Source organism: Xanthomonas sp. JL1 (genome assembly GCF_038405005.1).
In genome coordinates, this window is sequence record NZ_JBBYGR010000007.1 from 31,887 (window position 1) to 47,320 (window position 15,434).

The 15,434-nt window shown below is 63.7% G+C and carries 15 protein-coding genes and 1 pseudogene; 9 read left to right on the plus strand and 7 right to left on the minus strand.

Annotated elements, in window-relative coordinates:
* The first annotated feature begins 136 nt into the window (after positions 1-136).
* From WJW29_RS01640 to WJW29_RS01665, 6 genes are all read left to right on the plus strand, one after another.
* Positions 137-943: a M48 family metallopeptidase gene (locus tag WJW29_RS01640; protein WP_011407165.1), complete on the plus strand. Its 807-nt coding sequence runs from the start codon at positions 137-139 to the stop codon at positions 941-943.
* A 276-nt stretch (positions 944-1,219) separates the two neighbouring features.
* Positions 1,220-2,413, plus strand: a complete 1,194-nt coding sequence (locus tag WJW29_RS01645) for a tetratricopeptide repeat protein (RefSeq protein ID WP_011257013.1) — start codon at positions 1,220-1,222, stop codon at positions 2,411-2,413.
* A 267-nt stretch (positions 2,414-2,680) separates the two neighbouring features.
* Positions 2,681-3,238 carry an energy transducer TonB gene (locus WJW29_RS01650; protein ID WP_075240306.1) on the plus strand — a complete coding sequence of 186 codons (558 nt, stop codon included), beginning with the start codon at positions 2,681-2,683 and terminating at the stop codon, positions 3,236-3,238.
* 84 nt (positions 3,239-3,322) lie between these two features.
* A complete protein-coding gene (gene exbB, locus WJW29_RS01655) occupies positions 3,323-4,084 on the plus strand; it encodes a TonB-system energizer ExbB (RefSeq protein ID WP_011257015.1) in 762 nt (253 codons plus the stop codon).
* A 46-nt stretch (positions 4,085-4,130) separates the two neighbouring features.
* The gene (locus tag WJW29_RS01660) at positions 4,131-4,553 is read left to right on the plus strand and encodes a biopolymer transporter ExbD (protein WP_010364790.1); all 423 of its coding nucleotides are present in this window, start codon (positions 4,131-4,133) and stop codon (positions 4,551-4,553) included.
* Between the two features lie 3 nt (positions 4,554-4,556).
* On the plus strand, positions 4,557-4,970 hold the full coding sequence (locus WJW29_RS01665; RefSeq protein WP_011257016.1) for a biopolymer transporter ExbD: 414 nt from the start codon (positions 4,557-4,559) through the stop codon (positions 4,968-4,970).
* A gap of 295 nt (positions 4,971-5,265) precedes the next feature.
* Here WJW29_RS01665 and WJW29_RS01670 read toward each other — a convergent pair whose 3' ends face one another.
* From WJW29_RS01670 to cls, 3 genes are all read right to left on the minus strand, one after another.
* Positions 5,266-6,033, minus strand: coding sequence for a pyridoxine 5'-phosphate synthase (locus tag WJW29_RS01670; RefSeq protein WP_011407166.1), 768 nt, complete (start codon positions 6,031-6,033; stop codon positions 5,266-5,268).
* A gap of 10 nt (positions 6,034-6,043) precedes the next feature.
* The gene (locus WJW29_RS01675) at positions 6,044-6,313 is read right to left on the minus strand and encodes a hypothetical protein (RefSeq protein WP_019301610.1); all 270 of its coding nucleotides are present in this window, start codon (positions 6,311-6,313) and stop codon (positions 6,044-6,046) included.
* A 74-nt stretch (positions 6,314-6,387) separates the two neighbouring features.
* Positions 6,388-7,848 (minus strand): cardiolipin synthase, encoded by a 1,461-nt coding sequence (cls, locus tag WJW29_RS01680; RefSeq protein ID WP_011407167.1) that lies wholly within the window; start codon positions 7,846-7,848, stop codon positions 6,388-6,390.
* A gap of 381 nt (positions 7,849-8,229) precedes the next feature.
* Between cls and WJW29_RS01685 the strand changes: the two are divergent.
* Positions 8,230-8,455: pseudogene (locus tag WJW29_RS01685) on the plus strand (hypothetical protein); the annotation flags it as partial.
* A 39-nt stretch (positions 8,456-8,494) separates the two neighbouring features.
* Here WJW29_RS01685 and WJW29_RS01690 read toward each other — a convergent pair.
* Both WJW29_RS01690 and WJW29_RS01695 read right to left on the minus strand, forming a co-directional pair.
* A complete protein-coding gene (locus tag WJW29_RS01690) occupies positions 8,495-9,505 on the minus strand; it encodes a class 1 fructose-bisphosphatase (RefSeq protein WP_011257020.1) in 1,011 nt (336 codons plus the stop codon).
* Positions 9,506-9,776: 271 nt separating this feature from the next.
* On the minus strand, positions 9,777-10,979 hold the full coding sequence (locus WJW29_RS01695) for an amino acid aminotransferase (RefSeq protein WP_011257021.1): 1,203 nt from the start codon (positions 10,977-10,979) through the stop codon (positions 9,777-9,779).
* A 141-nt stretch (positions 10,980-11,120) separates the two neighbouring features.
* Between WJW29_RS01695 and WJW29_RS01700 the strand changes: the two genes are divergently transcribed.
* Positions 11,121-13,259, plus strand: a complete 2,139-nt coding sequence (locus WJW29_RS01700) for a TonB-dependent receptor (protein WP_011407169.1) — start codon at positions 11,121-11,123, stop codon at positions 13,257-13,259.
* Between the two features lie 210 nt (positions 13,260-13,469).
* Positions 13,470-13,763 carry a hypothetical protein gene (locus WJW29_RS01705; protein WP_012443560.1) on the plus strand — a complete coding sequence of 98 codons (294 nt, stop codon included), beginning with the start codon at positions 13,470-13,472 and terminating at the stop codon, positions 13,761-13,763.
* A gap of 31 nt (positions 13,764-13,794) precedes the next feature.
* Here the strand turns inward: WJW29_RS01705 and WJW29_RS01710 are convergent, their stop codons facing one another.
* Both WJW29_RS01710 and WJW29_RS01715 read right to left on the minus strand, forming a co-directional pair.
* The gene (locus WJW29_RS01710) at positions 13,795-14,292 is read right to left on the minus strand and encodes a hypothetical protein (protein WP_153296734.1); all 498 of its coding nucleotides are present in this window, start codon (positions 14,290-14,292) and stop codon (positions 13,795-13,797) included.
* Positions 14,293-14,538: 246 nt separating this feature from the next.
* Positions 14,539-15,434, minus strand: an 896-nt coding sequence (locus tag WJW29_RS01715) for an IS5-like element ISXoo7 family transposase (RefSeq protein WP_113013922.1), incomplete at its 5' end; no start/stop codon positions are given.

Genomic DNA, 15,434 nt, shown 5'->3' on the forward strand with positions numbered 1-15,434 from the left:
CTGACCACAGAATTGACCCGCACGCTCGGCGTCCCAATCCCTACCGAGCGCATGCGCCTCGGCGGCGCATGGGGCCGTTTGACGAAATGTTCAGACGAGCCTGCCAAAATGGCCCAAGGGTTCTAGGGGCGATCGCATGAAAGCCAAGCTGTTGACTGTTTTTGCCGTGCTTGCACTCACGGCATGTGCCACCACAACGTCGCCAACCGGCCGCCGACAGGTGGTGGGTGGCGTGTCGCAACAGCAACTGGACCAGTTGGGCGCGCAATCTTTCGCGCAGACCAAGGCCAAGGAAAAAGTCAGTACCGACGTCAGGCAGAACGCCTACGTGCAGTGCGTCGTCAATTCGCTGGTGGCGCAACTGCCGCCACAATGGCGCGAAACCAAGTGGGAAACCGCGCTGTTCGTCGATGACGAAGCCAATGCCTTCGCCTTGCCCGGCGGCAAAGTCGGTGTGAATACCGGCATCTTTACGGTCGCCAAGACCCAGGATCAGCTCGCCGCCGTGCTCGGGCACGAGATCGGGCACGTGATCTCGCGTCACCACGAAGAACGCATTACTCGCCACCTCGGCGCGCAGACCGGCCTGGGCATCATCGGCGCGCTTGCCGGTGCCGCCTATGGCGACGGGGTGGCCAGTGCGGTCAATCAGGTTGGCGGTATGACCGCCCAGACAGTGTTCCTGCTGCCCGGCTCGCGGGCCCAGGAAAGCGAAGCCGATGTGGTCGGCCAACGTCTGATGGCCCAGGCCGGGTTCGATCCGGCGCAGGCGGTCACGCTGTGGCAAAACATGATGGCCGTCAGCGGCAATCGCCAACCCCAGTGGTTGTCGACCCACCCCGATCCTGCCAACCGCATCCGCGAGCTGCAGACCGACGTTGGCCAGCTCGAACCTGTCTACCAGCAAGCCAAGCAGGCCGGGCGCGTGCCGCGTTGCGGCTAGAGCCGCTAACGGCACCTGCGCGGCCTTTGTCGATCAGTGCGCTTGCTGACCGGGATTCAACGCCTGCCTCATTACATTGCTGGCGCAGGCGCTGCGACCGGTGACTGCCTGTTAGCTGCGCTAAGACGTTGGTTCCACGTTCCCGTTCGTCGCAACACTACATGGAAACCGTTTTCGGGAACTGAGACTTTCTGCTAAGTTTCCCGGCTGAGATTTTTCGTACAGCGCCTATTCCGCTTTTCGTACCGCCCGACGGCGGATCGTCCAAGGTGAAACATGAAACTGCTCAACCGCAAGCAAGCCCTGTTGTCCCTGTTCATTGCCGCGTCGCTGGGTGGGGCTGTCGTCACCGATGCGGTCGCGCAGTCGGACCGTTCTTCCGAACGCGCCAGCCGCAAATCCAAAAGCGGCAAGGCCGAGGAGCTGTACCCGCAGTCGACCCGTCAGGCACCGACGATCAAGCCGTCCTCGAAGTTGAGCAGCAAGCTGCAGAAGCTGATCGAAACCTTCAACAAGGGCGAGGACTATCCGGGCGTGCGCTCCCAGGCCGATGAGATCCTGGCCAATAGCGCTGCCAATGCAGCGGACAAGGCGCTGGCCGCGCAGCTCGCTGCACAGGCCGCCTACAACCTGGACGACACTGCCGCTGCCAAGAAGTATCTGCAGCAGGCCATCGGTCTGAACGCGCTGGACAACAACGGCCAGTTCCAGTCGATGCTGATGCTGGCCCAGTTGCAGCTGCAGGACAACCAGCAGGCCGAAGGTCTGGCCACGCTGGACAAGTATCTGGAAGAGAGCAAGTCGCAGCGTCCGGAAGATCTGATCCTCAAGGGCCAGGCGCTGTACCAGGCCGAACGCTACAAGGAAGCGATTCCGGTGCTGAAGCAGGCCATTGCCGCTTCGCCCCAGCCCAAGGACACCTGGAACCAGCTGCTGATGGCGTCTTACGCCGAAGCCGGCCAGACCGGTGAGGCCGTCGCAGCCGCCGAGGCACTCGCCGCCAAGACGCCGAACGACAAGAAAGCCCAGCTCAACCTGGCCAGCATGTACATGCAGGCCGACCAGATGGACAAGGCCGCCGCCGTGATGGACAAGCTGCGTGCTGCCGGGCAGTTGACCGAAGAAAAGGAATACAAGCAGTTGTATTCCATCTACGCCAACACCGAAAACAAAGAAAAGGACGTCATCGCCGTCATCAATGAGGGTATGCAAAAAGGCATCCTCAAGCCCGATTATCAGACATACCTCGCGCTGGCACAGTCTTATTACTACAGCGACAACGTGCCGAAGGCGATCGAAAACTGGCAGAAGGCCGCACCGCTTTCCAAGGATGGCGAGACGTATTTGAATCTGGCCAAGGCGCTGCACTCGGAAGGTCGCATCCCGGAGGCCAAGCAGGCCGCACAGCAGGCGATCGCCAAGGGCGTTAAAAAACCCGAAGAAGCCAAGAAGATCATCAACCTGAAGTAAAAAAGAAAATAAACCCCCGAAATCCCTGTGTTTTTAGTGGTTACAGGACTCGGGATTGGTATAAGCTTGGGGGTTGATGCGGTGTCAAAGCCGTCCAAAAACCTGGGGATCATCACAGTGATCCGGGGCCCCCACTGAAAGAGCCATTGGCGCATGACGGAACAACTCGTTATCCACAGGCATGACTACGATGCCGGGAACCAGGGTCTGAGCTGGGCCCGCATTATCGGCATTGCTTTTGTAATTGCTTTGCACCTCACTGCACTGATGATGTTGCTGATCCCTGCAGTGGCGCCGAAGGCTCCGGCAGAGAAGGAGCGCACCACCATGGTTACCTTGGTGGATGCACCGCCTCCTCCCCCGCCGCCGCCGCCGCCGCCGCCCCCGGAAGACAAGCCGCCGCCGCCGGTCAAGAATCTGTCGCCGCCGAAGCCGTCACCGGTTCCGCCGCCGCCGGAAGCTCCGGTGGTCGACGTTCCCGAACCGCGTCCGAGCGATATCGTCACGCCGCCGAGCCCGCCGACCCCCCCGGCTCAGCCCAGCGACATTGGCGCCAGCGTCGATATCTCGTCCAAGAACATGAACCCGCCGAAATACCCGCCGGCAGCCTTCCGTGCCGGTGTCCAAGGTGAGGTCATCCTGATCGTGGATGTGGACGCCAACGGCAACGTGACCAATGTGTCGGTCGAAAAGTCCAGCCGCAACCGCGACCTTGACCGTGCTGCGATGGACGCAGCACGCAAGTGGAAGTTCAACGCCTCCACTGTCAACGGGCAGAAAGCTGCCGGACGTGCCCGCGTCCCGGTCAACTTTGCTCTGAACTGATCCACGGGCCGGCTACGGTCGGCCCAGGATCCTGTCTTCCTTTCGCTCCACCCTTCATCACCACACACAACAAAGGTAAGCGTCATGCTGCAGGAATTCTTTATCGCCGCCGCTGCAGGGGGCTCCAATCCGTCGGCCGCTCTGTCGCAGATGGGCTTCGAGCACTTGATCACCGAAATGACCTCCAGCCCCGGCGACTTCGCCGTGTCTTGGGTCGTGCTGATCACCCTGATCTCCATGTCCGCTGCCTCCTGGTACTGGACTGTCATCAACATCTTCCGCGCCACCCGTCTGAAGGGCGCGGCTGACCGCGTCACTACCGCGTTCTGGGATGCCCCAAATGCACAGGACGCCATCCGCGCCATGGAAGAGCAGCCGGCTTCCGAGCCGTTTTCCAAGATCGCGCTGGACGCAGCCCAGGCTGCTGCGCACCACCAGCGCGCCGAAGGCAGCACCGGTGGCCTGGGCGAGAGCCTGAGCCGTTCGGAGTTCGTCGACCGCGCTCTGCGCCAGGCCGTGACCCGCGAAAGCACCAAGTTGCAGTCGGGCATGACCCTGCTGGCGACCGTCGGTGCAACCGCGCCGTTCGTTGGTCTGCTCGGTACCGTGTGGGGCATCTACGGTGCGCTGATCAAGATCGGTGCCACCGGTTCGGCCTCCATCGACGCCGTTGCCGGCCCGGTGGGTGAAGCGCTGATCATGACCGCAATCGGTCTGTTCGTCGCGATCCCGGCCGTGTTCGCGTTCAACTTCTTCTCCAAGGTCAACAGCTCGGTGATCGCCAAGTTCGACACCTTCGCCCACGACCTGCACGACTTCTTCGCCACCGGTTCGCGCGTTCGCTAATCCGGTTGTAAAGAACGACTTCGCAACGATTTAGACGGAGCCCGTTATGGCCTTCAGTAGTGGAAACAGCGGTGGCCCGATGGCCGACATCAATGTGACGCCCCTCGTGGACGTGATGCTGGTGCTGCTGATCATCTTCATCATTACGGCGCCGCTGATGTCCCATAAGGTCAAGGTGGAGCTGCCGCAGGCCAACTTGATCCAGAAGGAAGATGCGGAGAAACGCGCCGCGCCGATCACTCTGGCCGTCAAGGAAGATGGGTCGCTGTACTGGAACGACGAGCCGATTTCCAAGGAAGCCTTGGAGTCGCGCCTGTCCACCGCAGCACAGCAGACCCCGCAGCCGCCGCTCAATTTGCGTGGCGACCGCACGACCAAGATGCGTACGATCAACGAGATCACCAAGATCGCGCAGGGTCAGGGCATGCTGGACGTCGGTTTCGTTGCAACCAAAGTGAAGGGGCAGTAAGCCATGGCATTTAGTACTGGTGGAAGCCGTGGACCGATGGCCGACATCAACGTCACGCCCCTCGTGGACGTGATGCTGGTGCTGCTGATCATCTTCATCGTCACCGCGCCGATCATGACCTACCCGATCGCCGTGGATCTGCCGCAGCGGGTGCTCAACCCGCCACCGCAGACGACCGAACCGCCGCCGCCGATCGACTTGCGTATCGACGCCAGCAACCAGGTGTCCTGGAACAACAGCCCGACCCCGGTCGATCAGTTGCAGCAGAAGATGGAAGAAGTGGTGCAGGCCGATCCGACCAATCAGCCGGAACTGCGCATCGATGCAAATCCAGATGCGGAGTACGAAGTGATGGCCAAGGTGTTGGCCGCTGCGAAGAACGCGCAGATGAAGAAAATCGGCTTCATGCAGCAGTAAAAACGTATCTGCAAGACCGCAACACAACAGTCATGACGCGACTGCAACGCCACCGGAAACGGTGGCGTTTTTTTATGTCTGTTGTGTGCGTCTTGATGCTTGTAAACCCGCCTGTGGCGTAGCGATGGCGATCCGATTGCGCTGTAGCGATTGAGCGCGAGCGACAGCTGCTGTAAAGCGCTGACCTGATTCGCTCAGATGGCGCAGCAGATGCAGACGCAGTGATCGGACGCGCGCAATAACCGCTCGCCTGCGTGCATGAAGTATGCGCAGGCTGTTTCGTTACTGCATGAACTCAAGCGCCAACTTGGCTGCCTCGCAGAATGTCGACGTACGCGCGCACCGTCGCCTCCAATCCTTGGTACAAGGCTTCGCTGATCAGAGCGTGGCCGATGGAGACTTCGAGCACACCCGGCACCGCGGCGAGAAAATCGCCGAGATTGGCTTGCGATAAATCGTGTCCGGCATTGATGCCCAGGCCTGCGGCACTGGCGCGCCGCCCGGCATCGGCGAACAGCGCCAAAGCGGTATCCGTCTGCCCGCTGGCATGCGCGTGGGCATACGGGCCGGTGTACAACTCGACGCGATCTGCGCCCAGTGCGGCAGCGCCGGCGATGTCCGGGTTGCCGGCATCCACGAACAGGCTGACACGGCTGCCAACCGCCTTGAACGCGGCGATCAGCTCGGCAAGTTGCGTGGTGTCCTGTGCAAAATCAAAGCCGTGGTCGGAGGTCAGTTGCCCGTCGCCATCCGGTACCAGCGTGATCTGCTCTGGGCGTGTGGCCCGGCACAATTCCAGCAACCCCGGATAGCCCGCGCGTGGCGGCGCGAATGGGTTGCCTTCGATATTGAATTCCACCGCATGCTCACGCGTCAACGCACTCAACGCCAGCACGTCGCCGGCACGGATATGCCGCTGGTCCGGGCGCGGATGCACGGTGATGCCGTGCGCACCGGCGGCAATGCAGGTGCGTGCGGCCTGCAGCACATCCGGATCGGTGCCGCCGCGCGAATTGCGCAGCACCGCGATCTTGTTGACGTTGACGCTGAGTTGGATGGTCATCCGGTCGCCGTCAGGCCTGCGGCTCGCTGTCGCGTGCAGCGGCCAGCGCGGCCGACTTGCGTGCTTCTGCCAGTTCGCGCAGGCGGCGCAGCTCGGCCGGATCGATCATGCTGCGGGTATCGCGTTGGGTGTCGTCCATGCGCGAGGCGAACCAGCCGCGCGTCCACAGCAGCAGTAGCAGCAACGCCACCAGCAGCGAAACTACCAGCAACCACACGTGCGGCGTGCTGAAGGCCAGCACCAGCGCACCCAGTGCCATAAGCAGAAATAGCCAGTGCATGATGAGCTCCCCGTTGAATGGCGGCAGTGTAGCGTCGGGCACGGTACGGTTCCACGTGGGCGCCGCGCCGTTGGTCAGAGCAGCGGCGACAACAGCCGTGCGAACGCTTCCGGCAGGCGTGAACGCCATAACGGCCGATGCCGCACGAAGCGCACCTCCTGGGCCTGTGCCATGTCCGTGCCGATCAGCCCGGCCATCTCTGCCGCCACCGCCTGGTCGCGGAACAGCATCGACAATTCGAAATTGAGCCGGAAGCTGCGGCTGTCGAAATTGGCGCTGCCGGCGATGCAGACATCGTCGTCGGCCAGCAGCGCCTTGGTGTGCAGCATGCGTGGGCCGTATTCGTAGATGCGCACGCCGGCTTCCAGCAGCTCGTCGAAATACGAGCGTGCCGCATAGGTGACCAGGCGCGAATCGCTCACCCGCGGCACCAGCAGGCGCACGTCCAACCCGCCCAGCGCGGCCGAGGTCAGCGCCATGCGCGCGGCTTCGCCGGGCACGAAATACGGGGTGACCAGCCATACCCGGTGCTTGGCTTCGTGGATGGCTGCGACCATCAGCCGGTGAATCGCTTCCCAGGACGAATCCGGCCCGGACACCAGCACCTGCGCCTCTACGGTGCCTTGTGCGCGGGTGGGCACACCGTCGGGCCACAGCTGCTGGCCGTGGAAGGCCGCGCGGCCCTGGCCGGTGGCATACAGCCAGTCTTCCAGGAACACCAGCTGCAGGCTGCGCACCACATGGCCCTGCAAGCGCACGTGCAGATCGCGATAGGCATCTTGACGCACCTGCTCGTTTTCGTCGTCGGTGACGTTGATGCCGCCGGTGAAGCCGACCCGGCCATCGATGACGATCACCTTGCGGTGGGTGCGCAGGTTCAACCACGGCCGCTTGAACGGCTTGAGCAATTGCGAGGGATGGAACCAGGCGGTTTCCACCCCGGCCTCGCGCAGCGTGCGCAGGGCGCGTCGGGTCATTGCCGATGAGCCGATCGCATCCATCAGCAGCCGCACCTTGACCCCGGCGCGGGCACGTTCCATCAGCGCAGCGCAGATCGCGGTGCCGCTATGGTCGGGCTGGAAGATGTAGTACTCCAGATGGATATGGTCGCGCGCACCGCGCATGGCCTCGATGATGGCGGCGTACGTCGCCGCGCCATCCACCAGCCAGTGCACTTCGGTGGCGCTGCTGGGCGCCAGCCCGGTGGTGGATTGGGCGATTTTGGCCAGCTCGGTGCAGTCGGCATCCGGCGGGCAGACGCTGCTGTAGCTTTCCATGCCCGAGCGCGAGCGCCCGCGCCGCAGCCGCTGCCGTTTGACCTTTTGCGGGCCCAGCCAGTAGTAGATCAACAGCCCAAGGTACGGCAGCGCCGCCAGCGACAGCACCCAGCTCAGCGTGGCCACCGGTTCGCGCTTCTGCAGCACGATCCAGCCCGCGATCCACAGCAGGTACAGCACATAGGCGGCGAGAAGGAGCGCTTCGATGTGGGGAATGGTGGCCAGCCACTCCCACGCGCCCTGAGCAAATGCGAGCATGCGCCGATTCTACGAGCCGCCGCAGCGGTCTGACCGGCGCCTGGACTGCCGCAGTGCTGCTCGAGCTCCGATGAACGCGCGTGACTGTTCGCAGGATGCACGGACATCACAATCTAATGCGATCAAGCTCGACCTTCGCAAATAACGCCTGGATTGAGGTTTGACGGCAGCCATGAAGGCAGTGACACTTGTGCAGCAGGGGATCGAAACGGAGCGTTTGATGATGAAGATGATCGCAATGTTCAGCAGCTTGGTGCTCTTGGGATTTGTCGGAAACGCCACTGCATCGGTGATCGCGCCACAGGCGCTCCATACCTCTACACAGTCAATACTGTAAACGGCCCCGTCTCGGTGGCACCACCCGGAATTCAAGAGCAGCCCGTGTCTCAAGCGGATGCCGACCAATTCGCCATCTACTCGTCGGTGTATCGGAGCGATGGAAATATTGGCACGCTCAACGTAAAGAAAGATCGACTTGGCGAATGGAACTGTTGCACCGAGTTCGGTCAGCCGAATGGTTGAGGTGGCGTCCGACGAGTCGTCTGCCTTCGCCAGCGTCTTTGACGTACGCCGGGAAGGTGCGACCCGTCAGCACGTCATCCACTGGTAAAAAAACCGCTGCTGTCGCTACATCGAACCTGCAGCCCTACGCCTTATCCGCATCCAGGTGATACCGCGTCGCCGCGGCCACTTCGTTTTTCGAGCCCAGGAACACCGGCACGCGCTGGTGCAGCTGTGTTGGTTGGATGTCGAGAATGCGTTCGCGCCCGGTGGTGGCGGCACCGCCGGCCTGTTCCACCAGCATGCTCATCGGGTTGGCTTCGTACATCAGGCGCAGCTTGCCCGGCTTGGATGGGTCCTTCTTGTCCCAGGGGTAGATGAAGATGCCGCCGCGGGTGAGGATGCGGTGCACGTCGGCCACCATGCTGGCGATCCAGCGCATGTTGAAGTCCTTGCCGCGCGCCCCGTCCTTGCCGGCCAGCAAGTCGCCCACATAGGCCTGCATCGCCGGTTCCCAGTGGCGTTGGTTGGACATGTTGATGGCGTATTCGGCGGTCTCGTCGGGCACGCGCATGTTGGCTTGGGTCAGCAGGAAGCTGCCTTCCTCGCGCTCCAGGGTGAAGGCGTGGGTGCCGTGGCCGAGCGTGAGCACGAGCATCGTGCTGGGGCCGTAGATGCAGTAGCCGGCGGCAACCTGCTGGGTGCCAGGCTGCAGGAAGTGCTCGTCGCCGGGCTTCTCGGTGCCCTTGGGCGCGCGCAGCACCGAGAAGATGGTGCCCACCGAGACGTTGACGTCGATGTTGGAGCTGCCGTCCAGCGGATCGAACAGCAGCAGGAAATCGCCGCTGGGGTACTGTTCGGGCACCGGCTGGCTGTGATCCATTTCTTCGGACGCGCAGGCGGCCAGATGGCCGCCCCAGGCATTGGCTTCGAGCAGGATGTCGTTGCTGAGCACGTCGAGCTTCTTCTGCGCCTCGCCCTGCACGTTGCCGGTGCCGGCATCGCCGAGCACGCCGCCCAGGGCGCCCTTGCTCACAGCAATCGAAATGCGCTTGCAGGCGCGCGAAACGATAGTGATCAGCTGGCGCAATTCCGCATCGATACGGCCGGCGTGTTGCTCTTCGATCAGGAAGCGAGTCAGCGAGGGACGCGACATGGGAACGGGCAGTCTGTATAGGAAGTGAGCCGCCATTGTCGCCATTGCGCCGTTAGATTTCGATCACTCGATGCGCGTTTTGCATCGCCGGTGATCGAATGTGTGCGGATGGCGCGTGCGCTGAGCACGTGTCACGTCCGCCAATCGGCATCGAATACGCGCTGCACGGTCGGGGCCAGGAGACCAACAGCGAGCACAAAAAAACCGGGAGGCTTGCGCGCTCCCGGCTTGGTAACGTCGGCCGATATAGCCGATGACAGCGAGCCCGGACTTACATCCGGCTGACAGTCGCCACAGCCTGGGCCACGTAGTCCAGGTTGCGCTGGCTCAGTGCGGCTACGCAGATGCGGCCGGTGCCGACGGCGTAAATCGCGAACTCGTCGCGCAGGCGGTCCATCTGGGTCTTGGTCAGGCCCGAGTACGAGAACATGCCGGCCTGGCGCTGGATGAACTCGAACTCCGGTGCGCCGAGCGTGGCGAGTTTTTCCACCAGCCCCGCGCGCAGGGCGTGGATGCGCTCGCGCATTTCGGTGAGCTCCTGCTCCCACACATCCCGCAATTCCGGGCTGGTCAGCACGCCGGCCACCAGTGCGGCGCCGTGCGTGGACGGGCTGGAGTAGATCGTACGGATGATGCGCTTGACCTGCGACTGCACGGCCTTGGCTTCGGCCGCGGTGGCCGAGACCACCGACAACGCGCCCACGCGCTCGCCATACAGCGAGAACGACTTGGAGTAGGAGCTGGCGACCACGTAGCTGTCGATACCTTCGGCAGCGAGCAGACGCACCGCGTGCGCATCGGCCTCGATGCCCTTGTCGAAGCCCTGGTAGGCGATGTCGACGAACGGGAACAGGTTGCGTTCCTTCAACAGGCCGGCGACCTGCTTCCATTGCTCTTTGCTCAGGTCGGCGCCGGTGGGGTTGTGGCAGCAGGCGTGCAGCAGCACCACGGTGCCCGGTTCGAGCTTGGCCAGATCGGCGAGCATGCCGTCGAAGTTCAGGCCATGGCTGGCGGCATCGAAATACGTGTAATCCACCACCTCGAAGCCGGCCGCGCCGAACACCGCGCGATGGTTTTCCCAGCTGGGGTTGCTGATGGCGATGGTGGAGGTGGGCAGCAGCTTCTTGAGCAGGTCCGCGCCCACGCGCAATGCGCCGCTGCCGCCGACGGTCTGCGAGGTCGCCACGCGGCCGGCCGCCAGCAGCGCCGACTCGGCGCCGAACAACAGCTCCTGGGTGGCTTTGTCGTACGCGGCCAGGCCGTCGATGGGCAAATAGCCGCGCGGTTTGGTGTCCTGCGCGAGCTGCTGCTCGATCTTGTGCACGGCGCGCAACAGTGGGATGCGCCCGTTTTCGTCGTAATAGATGCCGACGCCCAGATTGACCTTATTGGGGCGACTATCGGCGTTGTAGGCCTCGGTCAGGCCCAGAATGGGGTCGCCTGGAACCTGTTCTACGTTTGCAAAGAAGGACACGGCATGACTCGCTGAAGGACGAAAGAGTGAGGGCCGCTGCTGGGCCAAACTACTTCATCGTAGCAGCCCATGGCCGGCGTAGCATGCTTGGTTCCGTACGCAACAATGCGCTCACAGTACGTAATGAGGGACACTACGCTCATGTCCAGACTCACCGTGTTGGCCGCCGCCTGCGGCCTGTTCGCCACGAGCGCCACGCCGCCCGTGCTGGCCGCCGATCCGGCGCCACCCGCATCCACACCGATCCAGCGCTTGCCCGCCGTGCAGGTGGACGCTGCGCGCGTGCGCGGGGTGGACGACTTCGATCTGCCGGCCTCGTTCACCGTGGTGTCGGCCGACGACGACAACCGCCGCGGCGCGCAGGTCTCCGAGCTGCTGGACGGTATCCCCGGGCTGGTGGCGCGCGACCGCCAGAACTATGCGCAGGACACGCAGCTGTCGATCCGCGGCTTCGGCGCGCGCTCCACCTTCGGCGTGCGCGGCGTGAGGTTGCTGGTCGACGGCATTCCGGCCAGCATGCCCGACGGCCAGGGCCAGCTGTCGCACTTCAACGTGCTGGGCGCCGAGCGGGTGGAAGTGCTGCGCGGGCCGTTTTCGGCGTTGTACGGCAACTCCTCCGGCGGCGTGCTGCAGCTGTGGAGCGCCGACGGCGCCCCAAACGACCCGTGGCGGCTGCGTGCCACCTATGGCAGCAACGCCACCGTCGACGTGGGCACGCAGTTGCTCGGCCAGCAGGGCGCGGTGCACTACAACCTGGCCGCTAATCATTTCGAAACCGATGGCGTCCGCGACCACAGCCGCGCCAAGCGCGACTCGGTCAATGCCAAGCTCGGCTTCGATCTGGCCGAAGGCAGCCGGCTGGACCTGGTGCTCAATTATCTGGACGCGCCGGATGCCCAAGACCCGCTCGGCCTCACCCGCGCCCAGTTCAATGCCGACCCGGCGCACGCCACTTCCGTGGCGACCCAGTTCAATACCCGCAAGTCGGTGCGCCAGTCGCAGGCCGGCGCCATCTTCACCCAGCAATTCGACAACCAGGCACTGCGCCTGATGGCCTATGACGGCCAGCGCAGCGTGGAGCAGTTCCTGGCGATTCCGCTGGCGGTGCAGCGCAACCCGCTGCATTCGGGCGGGGTGATCGATCTGGACAGCAATTACGAAGGTGCCGACGCGCGCTGGGCCTGGCAGGGCGAAGCGCTGGGCCGGCCGTTGCAGCTGACCGTGGGCACCAATGTCGACCGTCAGCGCCAGCACCGCACCGGTTACGAAAACTTCGTCGGCGACATACTGGGCGTCAAGGGCGCATTGCGCCGCAACCAGCGCGATGAGGTCCAGAACGTAGACCAGTTCGCGCAGCTGTGGTGGCAATGGAGCGAGCGCTGGTCGGCGCTGCTGGGCGTGCGCCATAGCGACGTGCGTTTCGCGTCGGACGACCACTACACCGTCGGCCGCAACCCCGACGACAGCGGCCAGCGCGAGTATTCGGCGACCACGCCGGTGGCCGGCATCGTGTTTCGCGCCGACGAGGATCTGCGCTTTTACGCTTCGCTCGGACGCGGCTTCGAAACGCCTACCTTCAACGAACTGGGTTACCGCAGCGATGGTGGTGCCGGCCTGGCGCTGGACCTGGGTGCGGCGACAAGCCGCAACGTTGAGGTCGGCAGCAAGTGGCGTGCGCAAAGCGGCGCAGCGGTGGAGTTTGCGTTGTTCCGCGCCGACACCGACGACGAACTGGCGGTGGCCAGCAACACGAATGGGCGCAGCACCTACCGCAACATCCGCGCGACGCGGCGCCAGGGCGCAGAGCTCAGCTGGCATCAGCCGATTGGCGCCACCCAGCAGCTGCAGCTGGCCTACACCTTTGTCGATGCCACCGTGCGCGATGGCTACCTCACCTGTGCCAGCAGCGGTTGCGCCACGCCCACGGTACCGGTAGCCAACGGTGCGCGCCTGCCCGGCGTGCCGCGTCAGCAGTTGTTTGCGCGTTGGCAATGGCAGCCGGCGCAGTGGCGATTCGCCGCCGAATCGGTGGCCTCCGGCGCCACCGTGGTCAATGACTTGGCCACCGAGCGTGCGCCCGGCGACGCGCTGGTCAATCTGGAAGCCTCCCGGCGCTGGACCACCACACTTGGTGCATTGCGCACCTTCGCACGCGTCGACAACGTGTTGGACCGCCAGTACGTGGGCTCGGTCATCGTCAACGATGGCAACGGCCGCTATTACGAGCCAGGACCGGATCGTACCTATACGGTGGGGCTGCAGTGGGATTTTGGTGGGTGAGCAAGCACCCCACGCCCGCACGCCACCGCGCACCAGGCGCTTTGTAGGAGCACCCCGGGCGCGATGAGAGCCGGCTCGATAACGCCAAACCACCACATCACGCGCCACACATCGCCGTCGCTGCCGCCGCAGATGTGCTTTCGTAGGAGCGCCCCCCGGCGCGACGAGGCTTTCCCGATCAGACCGCTCCCCACGCCATACCGCAGCACCATGATCGTCATCGACCACGCCCCTGCCGACTGGTTCCTTCTCTGCGAGGGCGATCGCTGTTGGCTGGATATCAACGGCTCGATCTCGGCCACCGGCGTCTCGATCCTGCTATTGAACGCAAGCGAGCGTGCCCTCGTGCAGGCAGACCCGCATGCCGCGTGCGCAACGTCAGCGTCCCAAGTTCAAGCCCGGCCACACGACTACGCCGCCCGTGCTGGCAGCGCGGTAGACGGCAAGCGCGTGCGTGCGGCAGTACGCCAATGGCGTGCGAGAGGAAGTACGGCGGCCGGCTAGTGCGCTACGCAAACGGTGATTGGCGGTGGGGCTAATCGCTGGATTGCCGCCGGTGCGCTCCAGCATCGCTCTGCACTTGCCGGACAGCATCCGGATCGAGTCCGAGCAGGTCGGCAGTGAGGCCTGATACTGCCGAGCGGGCTGCTAGCCTCAGCCACGCATTGACGGCATGGAGCACGACGATGATGGTCTGGAAGCAAACGGTCATTGTGGCGGCGATGGCAGCCGGCCTGTTGGTCGGCAACGCAGCGTGGGCAGACCACATGGATATGTGCATCGTGCGTGACGATCCGGCCGGCACCCCGGCCATCCCACAAATCCATGCGTGGTTGCAACCGCAAGCCAGGCGGATGACGCAGCCCAGGCAAACATCGCCGCCAGCCGATGCCGCCGCGCTGGGCGCCGTGCGCATCAGCACCGCCATCTTCGATCGACCGTTGAACACGCGCGCCGATACCGCGAGCAAGGCGGCCCCTCTGCCGGCACGCGGCCAGCGCAGCGCGATGAGATCAACATCGACGCGTGCCATGCCGGCCAACGCGATCGTTGGGTGTCTGTCTGGGAGCAGCCTGGGGCCAGCGCAGCCTGGCAGATGCGCTCTCACCGGCAGCACAGGGCGACCGATTGCCAGGTGCCATCGGAAGAGCCCACGACCTCTATGATAAGGTCTGAACAACGAGGCCTGAAAGGGCGGGATGTCGCATCGTTCCGAACAGTAGCGTTTGGATCTTCGGAATTTCGCCACTTCTGGCGCTTTCCGTGGGAATTCCCCGGTTTACAGGCGCACGCTCTCCATGGCGTGCAGTAACTGCTTTCGCTTCATCCACAGGGTTGACAGCGCAAACAAGCTCAGCACGTGTGCCGTGTTCTCGGCCAGTCCGCGATAGCGGACCTTGGTGTAGCCGAACCGGCGCTTGATCACCCGGAATGGATGCTCCACCTTCGCGCGCACGCTGGCTTTGACGTGTTCCCAACGCTGTTCCCGAGCACGCTCGCGGTTGTTGCCGATGGCTTGGATCGTCGAGGGCCTGGCGGCGAAGAAGGATGCTGCTTTGCAGTCCCGCAGTTCGTCGCGTTTTTCTGCGCCGGTATAGCCGCTGTCGCCGAACACGCGGTCTTCTTTGCCATGCAGCAAGGTGTGCGTCACCGTGACATCGGCGACATTGGCTGCTGTGCCATGGACATGGTGCGCCCGCACGGAAAACGCATCCACGCCGATGTGCGCCTTCATCCCGAAATACCACTGATTGCGCTTCCTGGTCTGATGCATCTCAGTGTCGCGCGCGTGATGGGCGTTCTTGGTCGAACTGGGCGCAGCGATCAGTCTCGCATCGACAATCGTGCCGGACCGCAAGCTCTGGCCCTTGCGCGCCAGATGCGCGTTGACCGCTTCCAGCATCCGTGCGGCAAGGCCATGGGTCTCCAGCAGGCGTCGAACGTTGAGAATCGTGGACTCGTCGGGAATGTCGTCCAAGCAACCGAGCTGGGCAAAGCGCCGCAATGTCGGAATCTCGTGCAGCGCTTCTTCCATCGCCGGATCGCTCAACGCATACCACTGCTGCAGCAGATGAATCCGCCACATCGTCGCCAGGGCGTATGGCTGCCGCCCTGGCCGCCCCGACACCGGAGAGTGCGGCGCGATCAGCACGCGCAGTTGCTGCCAGGGAACCA

Bases quoted from the DNA above. Each gene is read 5' to 3' on its own strand.
- WJW29_RS01640 (WP_011407165.1), top strand. From the start codon at position 137: ATGAAAGCCAAGCTGTTGACTGTTTTTGCCGTGCTTGCACTCACGGCA.
- WJW29_RS01645 (WP_011257013.1), top strand. From the start codon at position 1,220: ATGAAACTGCTCAACCGCAAGCAAGCCCTGTTGTCCCTGTTCATTGCC.
- WJW29_RS01650 (WP_075240306.1), top strand. From the start codon at position 2,681: ATGATGTTGCTGATCCCTGCAGTGGCGCCGAAGGCTCCGGCAGAGAAG.
- exbB (WP_011257015.1), top strand. From the start codon at position 3,323: ATGCTGCAGGAATTCTTTATCGCCGCCGCTGCAGGGGGCTCCAATCCG.
- WJW29_RS01660 (WP_010364790.1), top strand. From the start codon at position 4,131: ATGGCCTTCAGTAGTGGAAACAGCGGTGGCCCGATGGCCGACATCAAT.
- WJW29_RS01665 (WP_011257016.1), top strand. From the start codon at position 4,557: ATGGCATTTAGTACTGGTGGAAGCCGTGGACCGATGGCCGACATCAAC.
- WJW29_RS01670 (WP_011407166.1), bottom strand. From the start codon at position 6,033: ATGACCATCCAACTCAGCGTCAACGTCAACAAGATCGCGGTGCTGCGC.
- WJW29_RS01675 (WP_019301610.1), bottom strand. From the start codon at position 6,313: ATGCACTGGCTATTTCTGCTTATGGCACTGGGTGCGCTGGTGCTGGCC.
- cls (WP_011407167.1), bottom strand. From the start codon at position 7,848: ATGCTCGCATTTGCTCAGGGCGCGTGGGAGTGGCTGGCCACCATTCCC.
- WJW29_RS01690 (WP_011257020.1), bottom strand. From the start codon at position 9,505: ATGTCGCGTCCCTCGCTGACTCGCTTCCTGATCGAAGAGCAACACGCC.
- WJW29_RS01700 (WP_011407169.1), top strand. From the start codon at position 11,121: ATGTCCAGACTCACCGTGTTGGCCGCCGCCTGCGGCCTGTTCGCCACG.
- WJW29_RS01705 (WP_012443560.1), top strand. From the start codon at position 13,470: ATGATCGTCATCGACCACGCCCCTGCCGACTGGTTCCTTCTCTGCGAG.
- WJW29_RS01710 (WP_153296734.1), bottom strand. From the start codon at position 14,292: ATGGCACGCGTCGATGTTGATCTCATCGCGCTGCGCTGGCCGCGTGCC.